Genomic DNA, 17031 nt, shown 5'->3' with positions numbered 1-17031 from the left:
TGTCATATTTAATTAAATGACTATAGCTATAAATGATGAGTGAAAAGGTGATGATGAATGAGGGGAGATCGATTGCTCACGATTCTGTTGATGCTGCAAGCTCAAGGGAGAATGACTGCAAATGAATTGGCGGAAAAATTAGAAGTATCTGAACGCACAATTTATCGGGATATGGACGCTTTAAGCGGAGCCGGTATCCCTGTTTTTGCTGAACGTGGAAAAAACGGGGGATGGTCATTACTCGAAAATTTTCAAACTAATTTAACGGGATTAAAAGAATCAGAAATACAAGCGTTGTTTGTTTCACCGTCGGACCAATTACTCGACGATTTAGGATTGACCCGTCCATCAGAGGAAGCTAGAAATAAAGTTATCTCCTCAATTCCTGCTATATATCGTGAAAAAGCAAAAGAGGTTTGGAACCGGATTTATATTGACACCAGTTCATGGCGAAGTAGGAAAGAAAAAATAGACACTTTCGATGTTTTGAAAGATGCTATATGGCAAGATCATAAATTAAAAATTGTTTACGAGCGAGCAGATGGTCAAATAAGTGAGCGTATTGTTGAACCCCTTGGGTTAGTGGCTAAAGGGGTCAACTGGTATTTCATTGCAGCTAAAGAAAATGGAGAAATTAGAAATTACAGGGCGTCACGAATTCATACTGCAGTCACTATTGACGAGACATTTTGTAGACCGAAGCACTTTAACATTGCTCGTTATTGGGAAGCTTCCAAAAAAGCATTTATAGAAGAATTACCTATTTATGATGTTTGGGTGAAGGTGCCTAAATCATTGCTGCTAACATTATCTTTTACTAATCATTTTGTACGGGTAGTAGAAGTTAGAGCTCAAGATCATGACTCTTTCATACCTGTTAAATTATCATTTCATACAGAAGAGGACGCCAAAAGATATCTTCTCGGATTTGCAGACCAGCTTATCATTATTGAACCTGAAGATCTCCATCATAAGATTTTTCAATTAGCAGAATCGATTGTTGTTTCCCATAAGCTTGGGAGATAAGAGACAATTTAGAAAGAGAGTATGAGACTGTGTAATACATAGCTATTAAATTGGACAAAATGTGGTTTTACTGCCGTTACTTTTTTTACTTTCAAAACACTTTAACTACTTTCATTTTCTATCTGTGCCGCAGGTTTTCTAATACGATTAAGATGAAAGATTAAGGAGTCTGGCGAAGATGAAAGTGGCTTTTTTTTAAGACATTATGTGATTTTTTTCACAAACTTTTTGATCTTCGTCTAAAAAAAGGAGTGAATAGTATGGCACAGGCAGTAAAGCAGAAGAGACAAAGCAGCCAGACGGCTAAATCAGACAACAGGCGTCCAACAGATGTGAAATGGAAACCTCTGTTTATCACATTAGCTATTGGCATCATTCTTTGGTTTATCCCAGCACCAGCAGGACTAGAACAAGAAGCATGGCATCTTTTTTCTATTTTTGTGGCGACGATAGTTGGACTTATCATTAAACCTCTTCCAATGGGAAGTGTGGCTATTTTAGCGTTAACGGCCACCGTCCTGACACAGACACTGACAATAGATGAAGCTCTATCAGGTTTTCAAAATTCCACGATTTGGCTTATCGTTATCGCCTTCTTTATTTCTCGTGGTTTCATCAAGACGGGATTAGGTTCACGTGTCGCGTATCTTTTTGTAAAGCGATTTGGTAAAAAAACACTGGGACTTTCTTATTCCATAGTGGCAAGTGATTTAATTTTATCACCGGCGATGCCATCAAATACGGCGCGTTCAGGAGGTATTTTGTTTCCTATTGTCCGTTCACTTTCAGAGAGCTATGGCTCAAAAGTTGGTGACGGAACTGAAAGAAAAATTGGAAGCTACTTAACAAAGGTAACATTTCAAGGGGATATGATCACGTCGGCAATGTTCCTAACTGCGATGGCTGCGAACCCTTTAGCGATGCAAATTGCGTTTGATATTACAGGGGAAACACTGTCTTGGACGGGGTGGGCATTAGCGGCACTTGTTCCTGGACTTATTAGTTTAATTCTAATTCCATTTGTCATCTATAAGTTGTATCCTCCAGAAATAAAAGAAACACCAGCTGCAACAACAATGGCAGCTGATAAATTGAAAGAGATGGGTTCCCTTAAACGAGAAGAATGGGCAATGATCGGTGTTTTCCTCTTAGTTCTCGTTTTGTGGATATTCGGGTCGAACTTTGAGATCAGTGCCACGGCCACTGCTTTTATCGGTTTATCTGTCCTTCTTATAAGCCAAGTATTAACGTGGGCTGATATTAAAAAAGAAGAAGGCGCCTGGGATACTCTCGTGTGGTTTGCTGTGCTTGTCATGCTAGCGTCCTTCTTAAACGAATTAGGAATGATTCCTTGGTTCAGTGCACTCATGGGTGATATGGTAAGTGGCTTTAACTGGATATGGACGTTGATTATTCTTGCAGTCGTCTACTTCTATTCACATTATTTCTTTGCGAGTAATACGGCGCATGTAAGTGCTATGTACGCTGCTTTCCTTGCTGTTTTAGTAGCAGCAGGCGCTCCGCCACTTGTATCTGCACTCATCCTTGCGTTTTTTAGTAACTTGTTTGGTTGTTTAACACATTACAGCTGTGGTCCTGCTCCTGTGTTTTTCGGATCGGGTTACGTGAGTCAAAACAAGTGGTGGTCACTAGGGCTTATTATATCCGTCATTCACATAATTGTATGGCTTGGTATCGGTGGGCTATGGTGGAAGCTGTTAGGTCTTTGGTAAACCATAGATGAATTAAAAAAGCGGGGGTTATGACATGAGAGAAATATCGACGAGAACGATAACAGATAAAGTAAGAGAACTTTGTATCAAAGCAGCTTATGATTTGCCGGAAGACGTTGAAGTACTGTTGAAGCAAGGGTTGGAGAAAGAAGAATCTGACTTTGGGAAATATAGCTTAGACAAAATTATTAAAAATGTGTCATTAGCGCGTCATGATAATGTGCCGATGTGTCAGGATACAGGTATTACAGTCATACTTGTGCGACTTGGCCAACAAGTCAAAATTGTAGGCGGTAGTATGACTGAAGCAATCAACGAAGGTGTGCGACAAGGTTATACAGACGGGTACTTAAGAAAATCTGTTGTAGCAGACCCTTTATTAAATCGTGTGAATACAGGGGATAACACACCAGCTGTTATCCATACGGAAGTAGTAGAAGGTGACCAACTTCACATTCAAATCCTCCCTAAAGGAGCCGGAAGTGAAAATATGGGCGCAGTGAAAATGTGTAAACCTTCAGAAGGTATCGAAGGCGTGATGGATTTCATCGTAGATTCAGTCACTAATGCGGGAGGAAATCCCTGTCCACCGATTATCGTAGGCGTTGGCATCGGTGGGACGATGGATCAATGTACACTATTAGCGAAAAAAGCATTGGCTCGTCACGCTGGGTCATCACATCCTGAACAAGGGTATGCCGAGATGGAACAACAACTTCTTGAGCGTATTAATCGTCTCGGAATTGGTCCTCAAGGCTTTGGTGGACGTGTAACAGCTCTTGCCGTTCATATTGAGACTTTTCCAACGCATATAGCGATGCTACCGGTATGTGTCACACTCAATTGTCACGCAGCAAGACACACTGAAGCAACTTTATAAAGGAGGGTATATACATGGCTGAACAAAAAGCATTGACCATCCCGCTCACACATGACCAAGTAAAAGATTTGAGAGCAGGTGATCTTGTAACGATAACTGGAACGATTTATACGGCCAGAGATGCAGCACATAAAAATATGACGGAGGCTTTATCTGCTGGAGAGGCTCTTCCAATGGATGTTACGGACCAAGTCATCTATTATGCTGGGCCGACACCAGCGAAACCAGGACGTGTTATCGGTTCCTGTGGACCGACCACAAGCGGCAGAATGGACGCATACTCACCAGCTTTATTAGCGGAAGGGTTGCGAGGGATGATTGGTAAAGGGCCAAGAAGCCCTGAAGTGATTGAAGCGATGAAACAGCACGGTGCTGTTTACTTTGCGGCAGTAGGTGGTGCGGCTGCTGTTATCTCTGATTCCATTAATAAAGTCGATGTGGTCGCCTACGAAGAATTAGGACCCGAAGCTATAAGAAAAATGGAAGTTGTCGACTATCCATGTGTTGTGGCTATTGATAGCTTAGGAAACGATTTATACAAATTAGGTGTTGAAAAATATAAGCAAACAGAGCCTACGTCGTCGTGAGGCAGGCAGAAACTTTAGCGATAAAGGGGAACCGAATATGTTAACTTATGATGTAGTTGTAGTTGGTGCCGGGGGCGCAGGAATGATGGCTGCCCTTTCAGCCAGTGAAAATAAAAATTTAAAGGTGGCCTGTTTATCAAAAATATTCCCAACGAGATCTCATACAGGAGCTGCTCAAGGGGGAATTAACGCCGCGATGGGTAACCGTGATAACACCGATTCGCCTGAGAAGCATTTTAAAGATACGGTTAAGGGGAGTGACTTTTTAGCTGATCAGGATGCAGTCGAGTTTTTTACGAAGCGGATGCCAGAGATTATTCAAGAATTGGACTATTATGGGGTCCCGTTTTCAAGAGATGAGAATGGTAAGGTAGCTCAGCGACCATTTGGTGGAGCGTCTAGTCCTCGTACATGTTATTCGGCGGATAAAACAGGACACGTCATTTTACACTCTGTTTATGAACAATGTTTAAAAAATAATGTGACCTTTTTAGACGAATGGTTTCTTCTCTCACTTGTTGTTGAAGAGGATGAATGCCATGGTTTGGTAGCCATGGACATTAAATCAGGAGAAATCCATGCAATCAAAGCGAAATCAGTCGTTATAGCGAGCGGAGGCTTCGGCCGCATTTATTGGAATAGAACGACGAACGCTTTCAACATGACAGGTGATGGGACAGCTGCTTGTTTTGAGGCAGGTATACCTGTTAAAGATCCTGAATTCGTTCAATTCCACCCGACAGGTCTCGCTTCTACTGGGATTTTACTCTCGGAAGCATGCCGTGGTGAGGGTGGTTACCTGTTGAATAAAGATGGAGAGCGGTTTATGAAAAAATATGCTCCTGACAAAATGGAATTAGCACCGAGAGATCTCGTATCCCGTTCGATTGAAATGGAAATAAAAGCGGGTAGAGGATTCGGTGAAGGGTTAGAGGCTTATGTTCTTATGGATCTGCGTCATCTAGGTGAAGAAAAAATCATGGAACGTCTCCCACAAGTGCGGGAATTGGCCTTAGACTTTGAGGGAACAGATTTAATGACAGAGCCGGTTCCGATCAGACCGAGCTGTCACTACATGATGGGCGGCATTCATGTTATTAATCCGGAAACACTTGAAACACCTGTTAAAGGTATTCATGCCGCCGGAGAATGTGCCTGTGTCTCACTACATGGAGCAAACCGGTTAGGTGGAAACTCGGTCGCTGACGTTGTGCTATTTGGAAAATATGCAGGGATTGGTGCTAGGAAAACGGCTGAACAACGGACGTTCAAAGGCGACACACTGCTGACAAATAAGGCAACAGAATGGCATGATAAATTTCATGCGATGCGACAAAAAGAAGCCGGTAAAAGCCTTGTTGAGATCCGTAACACGATGGCAGGTACAATGTGGGATAATGTCGGTATTTTTCGTAAAAAAGATGAGATGGTCCATGCTCTTGAGACAATTGAACAGCTCATTGAAGATTATAAAGAAACATTCATTGGAGATGCTGCGGTCCGTTATAATATGGCGTTCGTCAATTACGTTGAAATTGGCAACTTACTCACATTAGCTAAAGCTGTGGCAATGGGGGCTATCGCAAGAGAAGAAAGTCGTGGCTCGCATTCAAGGGAAGACTTCCCTGAGCGCCGTGATGACGAATTTTTAAAGCATACCCTGATCTATAAAGAGGGCGACAATTACCGCCTTGACCACCATCCAGTGAGTATTACGTCATATACGCCTGAGGAGAGAGTTTACTAATGGATAAATTTATTTTTCAAATACAACGTTTTGATGGGGAGAAAAAATGGCTTCAGCGCTATGAACTTCCCTATGAACCAGGGAAAACCGTTCTCTGGGCGTTAACGACGATTAAGGACGACTTAGATCCAACGCTAAACTTTACGTCGGCCTGTCGACATGCCATTTGCGGAAGCTGTGGAATTAAAGTAAATGGTCACTCATTTTTAAGCTGCAAAACATCTTTAGATGAGCTAGTAGAAACATTTAAAACTAAAACACTCACATTCGAACCAATGGGGAATTTCGATGTTGTAAGAGATTTAGTGATTGATTGGAAACCTAAGATGGAGAAGATGAAAAAAGTCAATCCATGGCTTTCACCAGCTAATCATGGTAGCAAGAGCAACGGTTTTATTCAATCAAAAGAAGAGGCTGATGCCATTGCTAAGCCGACAGATTGTATTTTATGTGGGGCCTGTGCCTCTGAATGTAATCAATTAGATGTGAATGATGGCTCATATCTCGATCCCTTTATCTTTAATAAAGCGTATCGTTTTCTCGTTGATTCTAGAGATAATGCGCCTGACGCACGCTTAAAACCGGTAGTCGAGAATGGCTTATGGAAATGTCTTCATTGTAATGAGTGTGTGACACAATGTCCTAAAGGGATTCCTTTAACAGACCAGATCGCCTACTTACGACAACGGTCGATGGAAAGCGGTGAAAGGAATAATCAAGGAGCGCGTCATGCCTATGCTTTCCATGATGATGTGAGGAGCAAAGGGCGCTTAAATGAGATGATGCTCCCAGTGAAAACGGATGGTGTTGTCAAAACGGTAACGAAAAAGATTCCATTTGCTTATCGCATGATAGCAAAAGGGAAAATAAATCCATTTCATTTTCCTAAGAAAATTGACGGCATTGAAGGCGTGAGAAAAATATACAGCGAGAATGAAAAGGAGCGAGTCTAATGAGGTATGCCTTTTTTCCAGGATGTACGTTAGAATCTGCGGCTGAGGAATTAATGATTTCCACGAAGAAAGTAGCAGCGGCCATGGGAATCGAACTGATTGAACTAAACGGCTGGACGTGTTGTGGAGCCAGCCATATACAAGATGTGAACGCTGATTTGAGCGATGCAGTTAATGCACGAAACATTGCTTTGGCAGAAGAACTGAACGCCCCTTTATTAACCGTATGTAATACATGTACACTCATGCTTAGAAATACAAAAACAAAGCTCGATAAAAGTGAGAAAAAACGGGACTCAGCTAATGCGAAGTTAAATGAGGCTGGGATGACTTATAAAGGAACGTCTGATGTCACACATTTATTGTGGGTTCTCATTAAAGACTATGGGTTGGATGAGCTTAAGAAACTAGTAAAACGCCCGTTAACAGGTTTGAAAGTGGCAAACTTTTATGGTTGTCATATTTTAAGACCAGCAGATGTGATGGGATTTGAAGATCCATTAAACCCTCAATCGATGGAGATGGTGGCAGAAGCATTAGGTGCGGAAGTTGTGGACTTTGATCAACGACTTGCTTGTTGTGGCTTTCATGCCGTCTTTCCTGCAGAAAAAGAAGTCATGAAACTAACAGAAAAAAATTGTTTGTCATCTAAAGCAGCTAAAGCTGATTGTATCGTGACACCGTGTCCTCTTTGTCAAATGCAGTTAGATATGTACCAACCAGAGGCGCAAAAAGGAAGCCAAATGGATATTACAATGCCAATTTTACACTTGCCACAATTAATTGGTTTGGCATTAGGGTTCGAGCCTGAAGAATTGGCGATTGATCGCCATATAGTCGATGTCATTCCTACACTAAAGGTGGCAATAGGTTAGTTGACGGTCTGGAACTATAATGAACTGAACAAATGTCATCATTCAAAATAAGATATCAAATTTCAAATAAAGGGTTGTCTTCATAAGTTAATACTTATGCGGCAACCCTTTTAAATAAGTAACCATATCATCTATATAGGCGGGGGTTATCTGAGGATCAGAAGTGTCATCATGGTTCTTCTTATGGAAGTCGTCCACCCAATTTTCAAGCTTCTAAAATCAATGAATCTTCCATCCTCAATGAAACGTTTTTTCATCTACTATTTGATTGAGGTGATTGTATATAACAAGTCGACTCGGTTTATTTTCCTCCGCAACCTGTTTACCTGCTTCTATGGCCTCATCCATTTTATCAAAGTCTTTCTCAGGTGCTACATCCTCGATTTTTAAAAACCATGCATCAGCATCTTTATTTGGTCTGACAGTGTATTCTTTCATTGTTGACACCTCCCTTTGTGAAGAATAATTAATTTCTAAAGCAACTAAATAACTTGTTTTTTTGTTAAAAGGTGCTTAGTGTTGCGATTCCCGATTGAGAATGAGACTAAACAAGAAGGTAGATGAAATTTACCATATGCTAATGGATATAGGCTTTTTTACACCAATGAAACAAAAGGCTTGCTGATTTCACTTTATTCGCCTAAAATTGAGACGTATTTTGATCGTTAGAAAGAAGGTAAAGACATGTGGGATGTATTAAACGTTATTGGTACCATTGCCTTTGCATTAAGTGGTGTGCTAGTAGCGATGGAAGAAAAGTATGATTTAATGGGTATTTATATTTTAGGGTTTATTACGGCATTCGGTGGTGGAGCTGTGAGGAATTTACTTATTGGTGTCCCAGTATCAGAGTTGTGGGAGCAAGGGACACTCTTCACCGTTGCTTTTGCTGTTATGACGTTAGCATTCGTATTTCCGAAAGTAGTGCGATGGACACTTCTTCGTAGAGGTGTCTTTTTTGATGCCATTGGACTTGGGGCATTTTCGGTACAAGGAGCGATGTATGCCTATTCCATGGGCTTGCCGTTAAGTGCTAGCATCGCTGCGGCTGCATTAACTGGAACAGGTGGCGGGATGATTAGGGACGTTTTAGCAGGAAGGAAGCCGCTATTTCTTCAGAAAGATATTTATATTGCGTGGACATTAATTCCAGGAGTCATTGTAGGAACAGGCTGGCTAACGGCGCCATGGCAGCTTTTATTAATTGTTGTGACAGTCGTTATTATGCGACTTTTCGCCTCCTATTTCGGTTGGAAGCTCCCCATTCGAACAGTTAGTTACCATACATCATGAAACGAAGCAGTGATACTTACTGCTTCGTTTCATGATATTTTGCTAATTCTGTTGTGTTTAAATAAAGACATCTTCTGGCGCATCTTTAACGACCACGACAATTTTTCCTTCATCTAGACTTTCCTCTAAATCTTCCGCCATAGTGTCAGTGAAGCCAACTTCATTAAATTTCGTACGTAGCTCATCACCTTTTTGGCGGAACAGATTTTTTGTCGCTTCTCCAAAGCTTTGTTCACTCATACCAATCGTATTCGCATCTGCATTATCAGCGACTCTTTTTGTTCGATCATCGTCATGAGCCACAATATAAATGTCGTCTCCACTAATACCTTTGTTCTTCAATGCTTGAACAGATGATACAACTTCCTCATCATTGTGAAATTCTTTGTAAATAGGTGTCATATCTTATCATCCTTTCGATTAAAGTAAGTTTTATTTTATGGTGTTATGGACTGTTTTCCATTTAGGAGAGAGAAATAAACCTCTTTTTTGATAGAAAAGGGCGAATTAGGACTCTTGGATTAGGCGATAGTAAGGACCTGTGATAATAAAAAGAGGAGTAACAGCAAGAAGTTAAACGGTGGTGACTATCGAGAAACGAGACGACTTGTGTGGGGAAGACTAGAGGAGGACATAGAAAAAGCTGTCATCAGCGTTCAATTTGTGAGACAGCTTTTTAGGACTATACTAATTAGCAGGAAATCTGTTGAGGTAACTGAGGTTGTTAGTTCACAGCGTGTGTTTGTAGGCTCTTACTTATCCTGTTGGACTGTTAGACTGTCTACTAATTTTTCTGCGGCTTTTCGATAAATATTACTCATATTAATAAGCGTTAAAATTAACATAATATGCTCAGAACTTATGGCATTTTCATCTTTTAGAAGGTGCTCAACCTCTGACAAGTGCTCAGTACAATCCTGACGAAATTTATCTGAATTCCTCTTAGAGAGGCTTAAATAATGCCTATAGAATGTTTGAAGCTCTTCAGATGAACGACTGGATCCTTCAATAAGCTCAGATAACGTCAATTTAATGTCTTGGATAGATAATACACCCTTTAATTCATAAATTAAAGAGAGAAATATCATATGCTCTTTAGTGTATTTTTTATTTTTAATAGGAGGAATTAGCCCTCCTTTCGCATAATTATTAATCATCGTTTTCGTTAAAACTTTATCCTTTTCATGGCGTTTAGCATCATTAAATGTGTTATCGAATAATTGAATGACTTGGTCCATATACAAATCGAGATCAGGGATGTCCGTCAGTTCAATGTGATTGTTAAGCTGGAGCTTAGATAACAGTTGCTCAAGGGATTCCATAATTAAAACCTCCAATAATAATTGCAAAAAAATGAATGGCTAATTAGATAAAGTATATATGGTAAAACAGCTCAAGTAAATGTTGACTATTAAGTATTGTGAGTATATTATAATAAGTAGTTATAAAAACTACATGAAGTAACTTGGGGGTTGTATTAATGAATACGTATATTCGAGAACCGGTGAACGGTCTCACACATTTGGCTGGTGCCTTGCTTTCGTTCGTTGCATTGCTAGCAATGGTTATTAAGGTTTCTCTAGATGGTGCCTCTCCTTTGGAGCTTATGGCAGTTATTATTTTTGGAATCAGTCTCATATTACTTTATTCAGCTTCTGCGACCTATCATATGGTCATTGCTAAAGATAAAGTGATTGCTTTTTTTAGACGGATGGATCATTCAATGATTTACGTGTTAATTGCAGGGACTTATACGCCTTTCTGTCTTATTACGATGAACGGTGTGGCAGGGTGGACACTGTTTAGTGTTGTTACAGGTCTTGCCATTGCGGGTGTTGTCTTTAAAATGGTTTGGTTTCATTCTCCTAGATGGCTCTCAACGGGGCTGTATATTGGAATGGGGTGGCTTGTCGTCTTCTTTTATGCTCCGTTATCTGAAGTGATGGCCTATCCTGGACTGATGCTCCTCCTTACTGGTGGCATTTTATATACGATAGGCGGGGTGATCTATGGTTGGAAGCCACATTGGCTAGAATTTAAACACATCGGTTACCATGAGATTTTTCATATCTTTATTTTACTTGGAAGCTTAGCACACTTCCTGAGTGTCTATTTATATGTCATATAATTTATAATTTTCAACTGACTGGAATCGTCCAGTTGGTTTTTTGTTTGGAGAAATGCATGTTATAAACTTTAAACACAAGGATACCTCCTGTTCTGTTATTTTGTGGTCATTTAACTTTGTCAGAAGGAATTCTTTTTGCGTTAGATTGCTTGGCAAAAATACACTCGCTTGCCGTGGACAAGGCTTCAGCTAATCGGGGGAAGATCACCCCGATGGATCTTCTGCTCCTGCGAGTACTCGTCGCAAATAAATTAGCTCTTGCTTTTCCCACGGGAGTCTCATGTTTTGGACCATCAATGGGGTTGAATAACATTCATTAAAAAAATGGCTCCCATAAGTGAGGGCCATTATTATTCACTGGATTTTGTCCCAACCTCATCATATGAACGTTGGATGTAACTTATAAATGGTGTCTGTCCTCTTTTAATATCGCGTTGATTTCACCGCCGAGAAGCAAAATAAGGGAGGATAAGTGGAACCAGACCATGAGAGCAATAACGGTCCCGATCGTCCCATACGTAGCTGAGTAATTAGCAAAGGTATTTAAATAAATGGAAAAACCATATGAGGTTAACTGCCAGCCGATCGTCGCTACGATCGCCCCAATATAGACCTCGCGAAAATGAAGACGAATGTTGGGGCCGACTAGATAGAGAATTAAGAAAACTAAAAATGTTACGGCTGAAGTAAATAACCAACGAAAGACATCTATTTCAAAGAGCCCTAAATCAAACTCTAAGTAATGTTGCAGCTGAGAGCCAATAATTTGAACCCCTAGCGCCACAATAATGACAAAAAACATGGAGATTGTTAAGATGATAGAGGTTAAGCGGGCCATCACCATCCCGCGTTCCGTTGACACATGGTAGGCTGTATTTAATGCTCTTATAATGGCATTTAAGGCAAGGGAAGCCGTCCATAAAGTAAAGATAATCCCTAATGAAAGGGCACCGGTTTGTTGATTACGCTCAAGGACTTGCCACTGGTTTTCAATGACTTCAAGCACTCCAGTAGGAATATAAGCCTCTTGTAAGAGACGGTAAACATCCTGAAATGTGAAAGGAAGAAATGTTAAAAGACTGATAATAAAAATGAGAAAAGGAAATAGTGATAATAGAAAATAGTAAGCACACTGAGCGCCTAAGTCGATTAAGTTGTGCTGATTAAATCGAGTCCATAGCAATTTAAACATGGCGAATTCCTCCTGAAAGAAAATAGCTTGTATTTAATACCTTATTCCCGTAAAGTGTGAAGAAGAATCAGGAATACATATAAGTTACGCATAACGTTCAAAATTTATCACAGATAACCGTCCGTAAAGCTCCTTGCTCAAAATAGAGTCAAGAGCGAAATCGATATAGTGTGGATCTAACGGTCGGTAATGTCCTGATTAAACTCAACTACCAATCAGTGTAAGAAGGACGAATGCCCACTGATTGAAGGTTCGTTATATCACAGATAACCGTCCGTAAAGCTCCCAGCTCAAAGTAGAGTAAAGGGCAAAAGTGATATAGGATGGATCTAACGGTCGGTAATGTCCTGATTAAACTCAACTACCAATCAGTGGGAGAAGGACGAATGCCCACTGATTGAAGGTTCGTTATATCACAGATAACCGTCCGTAAAGCTCCTTGCTCAAAATAGAGTCAAGAGCGAAATCGATATAGTGTGGATCTAACGGTCGGTAATGTCCTGATTAAACTCAACTATCAATCAGTGATAGAAGAACCGAAACGTCCACTGATTGAAGGTTCGTTTTATTTAGAAAAATAGAAGTCACTCTTTTTAGTCAACGACATGAGTGAGTGGTCAAGTTGAAAGTGAGGAAACGATCATGAATGGCGAGCAAAGAAAAAATATTAAGCCAGGTATAGAAGTAGCGATTGTATTAAAGCAAGATCAACGAACAGGTAAGTTAACGAAAGGGATTGTGAAGGATCTCTTAACGAAGTCACAGACGCATCCACACGGGATCAAAGTGAGACTCACTGACGGACAAGTGGGGCGTGTGAAAGAGATTATTTCTAATAGCGATAGTCAGTAAGAAACGCCCTATTAAAAGGGTGTAGAGATTGGTAGTAGGCACGCATGTTTTTAAAATAAGGATGTTCACAACAGAAGTAAAGACTAATGATTGTGAAAAAAGCAGGACCTGAGAGAACGTCTGTTACTTATAAGGAATTCCGAACGATTCTCTTGAATTCGTTCGGAATTTTTTATCACAGATAACCGTCCGTAAAGCTCCCAGCTTAAAATAGAGTAAAGAACAAAATCGATATAGGATGGAGCTACGGTCGGTAATGTCCTGATTTAACTCAACTACCAATCAGTGGAAGAAGGACGAATGCCCACTGATTGAAGGTTCGTTATATCACAGATAACCGTCCGTAAAGCTCCCAGCTTAAAATAGAGTAAAGAACAAAATCGATATAGGATGGAGCTACGGTCGGTAATGTCCTGATTAAACTCAACTACCAATCAGTGTAAGAAGGACGAATGCCCACTGATTGAAGGTTCGTTATATCACAGATAACCGTCCGTAAAGCTCCCAGCTTAAAAAAGAGTCAAGAGCGAAATCGATATAGTGTGGATCTAACGGTCGGTAATGTCCTGATTAAACTCAACTACCAATCAGTGTAAGAAGGACGAATGTCCACTGATTGAAGGTTTGTTATATCACAGATAACCGTCCGTAAAGCTCCCAGCATCAAAATAGAGTAAAGAACAAAATCGAAATAGTGTGGATCTAACGGTCGGTAATGTCCTGATTAAACTCAACTACCAATCAGTGGAAGAAGGACGAATGCCCACTGATTGAAGGTTCGTTATATCACAGATAAGCGACCGTAAAATTCCCACTGATTGCAGCTTAGCTTTATATCACAGATGAAAACAAACAGCACTTCTTCTGTGGAGGTTTCAGATCGTGTTGTTTTCAGGAGTATTGCCTTGGCTTTTAATAAGTATTTATTTTTTTCGAATTCTAAAAGTAATGTTTTAATAATTAGCAATAGAGCTCTCTCTCGTTTTCCAATCATGTCGTAATAATTAGGAATGGATCGCCTTTTTCATCCTAGCTAGTCCCTCGATAACTGTACTACGTGGGCAGGCCACATTCATTCGTACAAATCCTTCTCCGCCTTTACCAAAACTTATGCCAGGATTGAAGCCTATTTTGCCCTTGTGAGTGAATAAATGATTCAGTTCTCCATCTGAAAGACCTAATTTGCGACAATCAATCCATAACAAGTATGTCCCTTCAGGCTCCACGAGTGTTAATTCAGGTAGTTCGTCAGCGATATAACTTTTCACCACATCAACATTACCTTTTAAATAGGCTAAAAGTTCGTCAAGCCACTCTTCACCGTATCGATAAGCGGCCTCCATTGCAACGATACCAAACGTATTAAGGGTAAAGCTTCCTTGGCGTTTGGCAATGACGTTTAACTTTTTTTGAAGGTCATGATTAGCACAAATAATGACTGACGCCTGAAGCCCAGCTAAGTTGAAGGTTTTACTCGGTGCAATTAATGTAATCGTATTTTCTGCAATCTCTTTAGATAAAGAGGCGATTGGAACATGTTGATGGCCTGATAAAATTAAATCGGAATGAATTTCGTCAGAGACAATGATAACATCATGGGCTAGGCAAAGCTCGGCCATGCGGCGTAACTCGTCCTCGGTCCATACCCGCCCAACGGGGTTATGAGGACTACAAAGTATGAAAAGTTTTACACCATTTTTAAGCGCTTGCTCAAAAGCGTCAAAGTCAATATCATACTGGTGTTCTTTTTTAATTAAAGGACAATTTTCCACTTTACGGTCGTTATCCGTAATCATTGAGAAAAATGGTGGATAGACAGGTGATTGGACTAAGATGCGATCACCTGGTTCTGTTAATGCTTGAATCGCTTTGCCTATTGAGGGAACAACACCAGGGCTGTAGGTGATCCAGCTCTTATTTATTTCCCATCCATGACGATCAGCTAGCCAATTAATAATTGCATCAGCTACTGTTTCTCCTGTAAAGGTATAGCCAAAAATGCCATGTTCAACTCGCTTTTTAAGGGCATCGCTAATAGCTTGAGGCGGTCTGAAATCCATATCAGCTACCCACATCGGTAAAACGTCTTCTTCGGTTTTAAAGACTTCCTTAGTGCGTTCCCATTTAACAGAGAACGTACCTGTTCGGTCTATATTTTGTTCAAAAAAGTCCATTTTATCACCCGCTATTCTATAGTCTCACTTCAGTATAAGGTGAAATAGTTTATTTAAGCAAAGCTAGTGTTTCAACAGAAGTTTTAGTGACGTAATCGTTCACAAAAAAATGATTGACTTTAATGGGGAACAGGCGTAAATTTTTATTATTAATAAGAGGAAAATGTACGTGTCTGTTAGGGCAAACACGCTGTTACAGTTTAACTAGCTAACAAGCACATAAGAGGGGAAGACTATGAAATTATCATCAATGAAACACAAAAAACTATCACCACCGAGAGTCCTTGCTATTGGGTTTCTTGTCACGATTGTTATAGGGACGTTGTTACTTATGCTGCCTTTTGCTACAAAAGAAGGCATTACTCTGATCGATGCTTTGTTTACTGCCACGTCGGCTACGACGGTGACAGGCCTAATTGTCGTAGATACCGGCTCAGCCTTTACGTTTTTTGGGCAGGTCGTCATTATGCTTTTAATTAAAGTAGGTGGTCTTGGTCTAATGACATTTGCTATTTTAATTGTTTTAGCATTAGGGAAACGTATCGGTTTAAGGGAGAGATTGCTAGTCCAAGAATCTTTAAATCAAACTTCCTTAGGAGGCATGATTCGGCTCGTTAAAGTACTGCTTATTTTTGCATTTTCTATGGAAGCTATCGCCACCCTTTTCTTGTCATTTCATTGGATTCCGAAGTATGGTTGGGGCTTTGGCTTCTTTACGAGCTTATTTCATTCTATTTCTGCGTTCAATAATGCGGGCTTCTCTTTGTGGAGTGACAGTTTATCAGGATATGTTGGTGATCCTGTCGTTAATATCATCATCACGTTCTTATTTATAACAGGGGGTATCGGATTTACCGTCGTTTATGATTTGTTTCGCACAAAAACATTTAGGCAGCTGTCTCTCCACACAAAATTAATGTTAGTAGGGACGTTGATTGTAAATATAGTCGCCATGTTCCTGATGTTTGTCCTTGAATACGGTAACCCTCATACACTTGGAAGTTTAGCAGGGAGTGAAAAGCTATGGGCTTCCTATTTCCAAGCGGTTACTCCGAGAACGGCAGGTTTTAATACCGTTGATATCGGAAGCCTGACCCCAGGTACGATCACCTTTATGTTGCTACTGATGTTCATTGGTGCTGGGAGCGCCTCTACAGGGAGTGGTATTAAGCTCACAACGTTTGTTATTATTGTGTTGGCGATTGGCTCCTATTTAAGAGGACGAAAGGAAACGATCGTTTTTAAGCGCCGTATCGATAATCACATTGTGATTCGTGCCCTTTCCATTGTCGGCGTTAGTCTGACCGCCGTCTTTATTAGTATCTTTATGTTATCAGTTACAGAGTCAGCCCCCTATTTAACACTCGTTTTTGAAGCATTCTCAGCCTTTGGAACTGTAGGACTGTCCATGGGGATTACTGATGAGTTAACGTTTATAGGGAAGCAGGTTATCATTGTCCTGATGGTGATAGGACGGATCGGCCCTGTGACACTAGCATTTGCATTAGCTAAAGCTGAAACAGCTCATGTTCGCTATCCGAAAGGCGATGTGTTTACAGGATAACGCTCGTAAAGTTAATAACACATGAAA

The 17031-nt window shown here is 40.5% G+C and carries 16 protein-coding genes; 11 read left to right on the top strand and 5 right to left on the bottom strand.

Annotated features, from left to right (window positions below; translation table 11 throughout):
* Positions 1 to 57 precede the first annotated feature (57 nt).
* From BK581_RS10645 to BK581_RS10615, 7 genes are all read left to right on the top strand, one after another.
* Positions 58 to 1026 (top strand): helix-turn-helix transcriptional regulator, encoded by a 969-nt coding sequence (locus BK581_RS10645; RefSeq protein ID WP_078578152.1) that lies wholly within the window; start codon positions 58 to 60, stop codon positions 1024 to 1026.
* A 260-nt stretch (positions 1027 to 1286) separates the two neighbouring features.
* Positions 1287 to 2759 (top strand): anion permease, encoded by a 1473-nt coding sequence (locus BK581_RS10640; protein ID WP_078578151.1) that lies wholly within the window; start codon positions 1287 to 1289, stop codon positions 2757 to 2759.
* Between the two features lie 34 nt (positions 2760 to 2793).
* Positions 2794 to 3639, top strand: coding sequence for a fumarate hydratase (locus BK581_RS10635; RefSeq protein WP_078578150.1), 846 nt, complete (start codon positions 2794 to 2796; stop codon positions 3637 to 3639).
* Between the two features lie 14 nt (positions 3640 to 3653).
* Positions 3654 to 4226, top strand: coding sequence for a Fe-S-containing hydro-lyase (locus BK581_RS10630; protein ID WP_078578149.1), 573 nt, complete (start codon positions 3654 to 3656; stop codon positions 4224 to 4226).
* A gap of 37 nt (positions 4227 to 4263) precedes the next feature.
* Entirely contained in the window at positions 4264 to 5973 is a 1710-nt protein-coding gene (locus BK581_RS10625; RefSeq protein ID WP_078578148.1) for an FAD-binding protein, read from the top strand.
* Entirely contained in the window at positions 5973 to 6926 is a 954-nt protein-coding gene (locus BK581_RS10620; protein WP_078578147.1) for a succinate dehydrogenase/fumarate reductase iron-sulfur subunit, read from the top strand. The genes BK581_RS10625 and BK581_RS10620 overlap by 1 nt, the downstream gene beginning before the upstream one ends.
* A complete protein-coding gene (locus BK581_RS10615; RefSeq protein ID WP_078578146.1) occupies positions 6926 to 7801 on the top strand; it encodes a CoB--CoM heterodisulfide reductase iron-sulfur subunit B family protein in 876 nt (291 codons plus the stop codon). Before BK581_RS10620 ends, BK581_RS10615 begins: the two co-directional genes overlap by 1 nt.
* Positions 7802 to 8038: 237 nt before the next feature.
* Here BK581_RS10615 and BK581_RS10610 read toward each other — a convergent pair whose 3' ends face one another.
* Complete coding sequence (locus BK581_RS10610) at positions 8039 to 8239, bottom strand: DUF2188 domain-containing protein (protein ID WP_078578145.1); 201 nt, start codon at positions 8237 to 8239, stop codon at positions 8039 to 8041.
* Between the two features lie 246 nt (positions 8240 to 8485).
* On the opposite strand from BK581_RS10610, the gene BK581_RS10605 reads away from it, so the two are divergent.
* Entirely contained in the window at positions 8486 to 9094 is a 609-nt protein-coding gene (locus BK581_RS10605) for a trimeric intracellular cation channel family protein (protein ID WP_078578144.1), read from the top strand.
* 57 nt (positions 9095 to 9151) lie between these two features.
* Here the strand turns inward: BK581_RS10605 and BK581_RS10600 are convergent, their stop codons facing one another.
* Both BK581_RS10600 and BK581_RS10595 read right to left on the bottom strand, forming a co-directional pair.
* A complete protein-coding gene (locus tag BK581_RS10600) occupies positions 9152 to 9496 on the bottom strand; it encodes a YflT domain-containing protein (RefSeq protein WP_078578143.1) in 345 nt (114 codons plus the stop codon).
* A 350-nt stretch (positions 9497 to 9846) separates the two neighbouring features.
* Positions 9847 to 10416 carry a DUF1836 domain-containing protein gene (locus tag BK581_RS10595; RefSeq protein ID WP_078578142.1) on the bottom strand — a complete coding sequence of 190 codons (570 nt, stop codon included), beginning with the start codon at positions 10414 to 10416 and terminating at the stop codon, positions 9847 to 9849.
* A gap of 158 nt (positions 10417 to 10574) precedes the next feature.
* On the opposite strand from BK581_RS10595, the gene trhA reads away from it, so the two are divergent.
* Positions 10575 to 11222 carry a PAQR family membrane homeostasis protein TrhA gene (gene trhA, locus BK581_RS10590; RefSeq protein ID WP_078578141.1) on the top strand — a complete coding sequence of 216 codons (648 nt, stop codon included), beginning with the start codon at positions 10575 to 10577 and terminating at the stop codon, positions 11220 to 11222.
* Between the two features lie 400 nt (positions 11223 to 11622).
* On the opposite strand, the gene BK581_RS10585 is transcribed toward trhA, so the two are convergent.
* A complete protein-coding gene (locus tag BK581_RS10585; protein ID WP_078578140.1) occupies positions 11623 to 12414 on the bottom strand; it encodes a YihY/virulence factor BrkB family protein in 792 nt (263 codons plus the stop codon).
* A gap of 642 nt (positions 12415 to 13056) precedes the next feature.
* Here BK581_RS10585 and BK581_RS10580 point away from each other — a divergent pair.
* Positions 13057 to 13266: a YwbE family protein gene (locus tag BK581_RS10580; protein ID WP_078578139.1), complete on the top strand. Its 210-nt coding sequence runs from the start codon at positions 13057 to 13059 to the stop codon at positions 13264 to 13266.
* Between the two features lie 1004 nt (positions 13267 to 14270).
* Here BK581_RS10580 and BK581_RS10570 read toward each other — a convergent pair.
* Positions 14271 to 15440 carry a MalY/PatB family protein gene (locus BK581_RS10570; RefSeq protein WP_078578137.1) on the bottom strand — a complete coding sequence of 390 codons (1170 nt, stop codon included), beginning with the start codon at positions 15438 to 15440 and terminating at the stop codon, positions 14271 to 14273.
* 235 nt (positions 15441 to 15675) lie between these two features.
* Here BK581_RS10570 and BK581_RS10565 point away from each other — a divergent pair, with 235 nt between their 5' ends.
* Complete coding sequence (locus tag BK581_RS10565; RefSeq protein ID WP_078578136.1) at positions 15676 to 17004, top strand: TrkH family potassium uptake protein; 1329 nt, start codon at positions 15676 to 15678, stop codon at positions 17002 to 17004.
* Positions 17005 to 17031: the final 27 nt, after the last annotated feature.

Origin of the sequence: Salipaludibacillus agaradhaerens (assembly GCF_002019735.1) — a bacterium.
Taxonomy (GTDB): domain Bacteria; phylum Bacillota; class Bacilli; order Bacillales; family Salisediminibacteriaceae; genus Salipaludibacillus; species Salipaludibacillus agaradhaerens.
Note: the sequence above shows the minus strand (reverse complement) of the source record. Positions and strands in the feature narration are given on the sequence as shown.

Coding starts and splice junctions, on each gene's coding strand:
- BK581_RS10610 (WP_078578145.1), bottom strand. CDS start 8,239: ATGAAAGAATACACTGTCAGACCAAATAAAGATGCTGATGCATGGTTT.
- BK581_RS10600 (WP_078578143.1), bottom strand. CDS start 9,496: ATGACACCTATTTACAAAGAATTTCACAATGATGAGGAAGTTGTATCA.
- BK581_RS10565 (WP_078578136.1), top strand. CDS start 15,676: ATGAAATTATCATCAATGAAACACAAAAAACTATCACCACCGAGAGTC.
- BK581_RS10630 (WP_078578149.1), top strand. CDS start 3,654: ATGGCTGAACAAAAAGCATTGACCATCCCGCTCACACATGACCAAGTA.
- trhA (WP_078578141.1), top strand. CDS start 10,575: ATGAATACGTATATTCGAGAACCGGTGAACGGTCTCACACATTTGGCT.
- BK581_RS10585 (WP_078578140.1), bottom strand. CDS start 12,414: ATGTTTAAATTGCTATGGACTCGATTTAATCAGCACAACTTAATCGAC.
- BK581_RS10615 (WP_078578146.1), top strand. CDS start 6,926: ATGAGGTATGCCTTTTTTCCAGGATGTACGTTAGAATCTGCGGCTGAG.
- BK581_RS10620 (WP_078578147.1), top strand. CDS start 5,973: ATGGATAAATTTATTTTTCAAATACAACGTTTTGATGGGGAGAAAAAA.
- BK581_RS10595 (WP_078578142.1), bottom strand. CDS start 10,416: ATGGAATCCCTTGAGCAACTGTTATCTAAGCTCCAGCTTAACAATCAC.
- BK581_RS10640 (WP_078578151.1), top strand. CDS start 1,287: ATGGCACAGGCAGTAAAGCAGAAGAGACAAAGCAGCCAGACGGCTAAA.
- BK581_RS10605 (WP_078578144.1), top strand. CDS start 8,486: ATGTGGGATGTATTAAACGTTATTGGTACCATTGCCTTTGCATTAAGT.
- BK581_RS10645 (WP_078578152.1), top strand. CDS start 58: ATGAGGGGAGATCGATTGCTCACGATTCTGTTGATGCTGCAAGCTCAA.
- BK581_RS10570 (WP_078578137.1), bottom strand. CDS start 15,440: ATGGACTTTTTTGAACAAAATATAGACCGAACAGGTACGTTCTCTGTT.
- BK581_RS10625 (WP_078578148.1), top strand. CDS start 4,264: ATGTTAACTTATGATGTAGTTGTAGTTGGTGCCGGGGGCGCAGGAATG.
- BK581_RS10580 (WP_078578139.1), top strand. CDS start 13,057: ATGAATGGCGAGCAAAGAAAAAATATTAAGCCAGGTATAGAAGTAGCG.
- BK581_RS10635 (WP_078578150.1), top strand. CDS start 2,794: ATGAGAGAAATATCGACGAGAACGATAACAGATAAAGTAAGAGAACTT.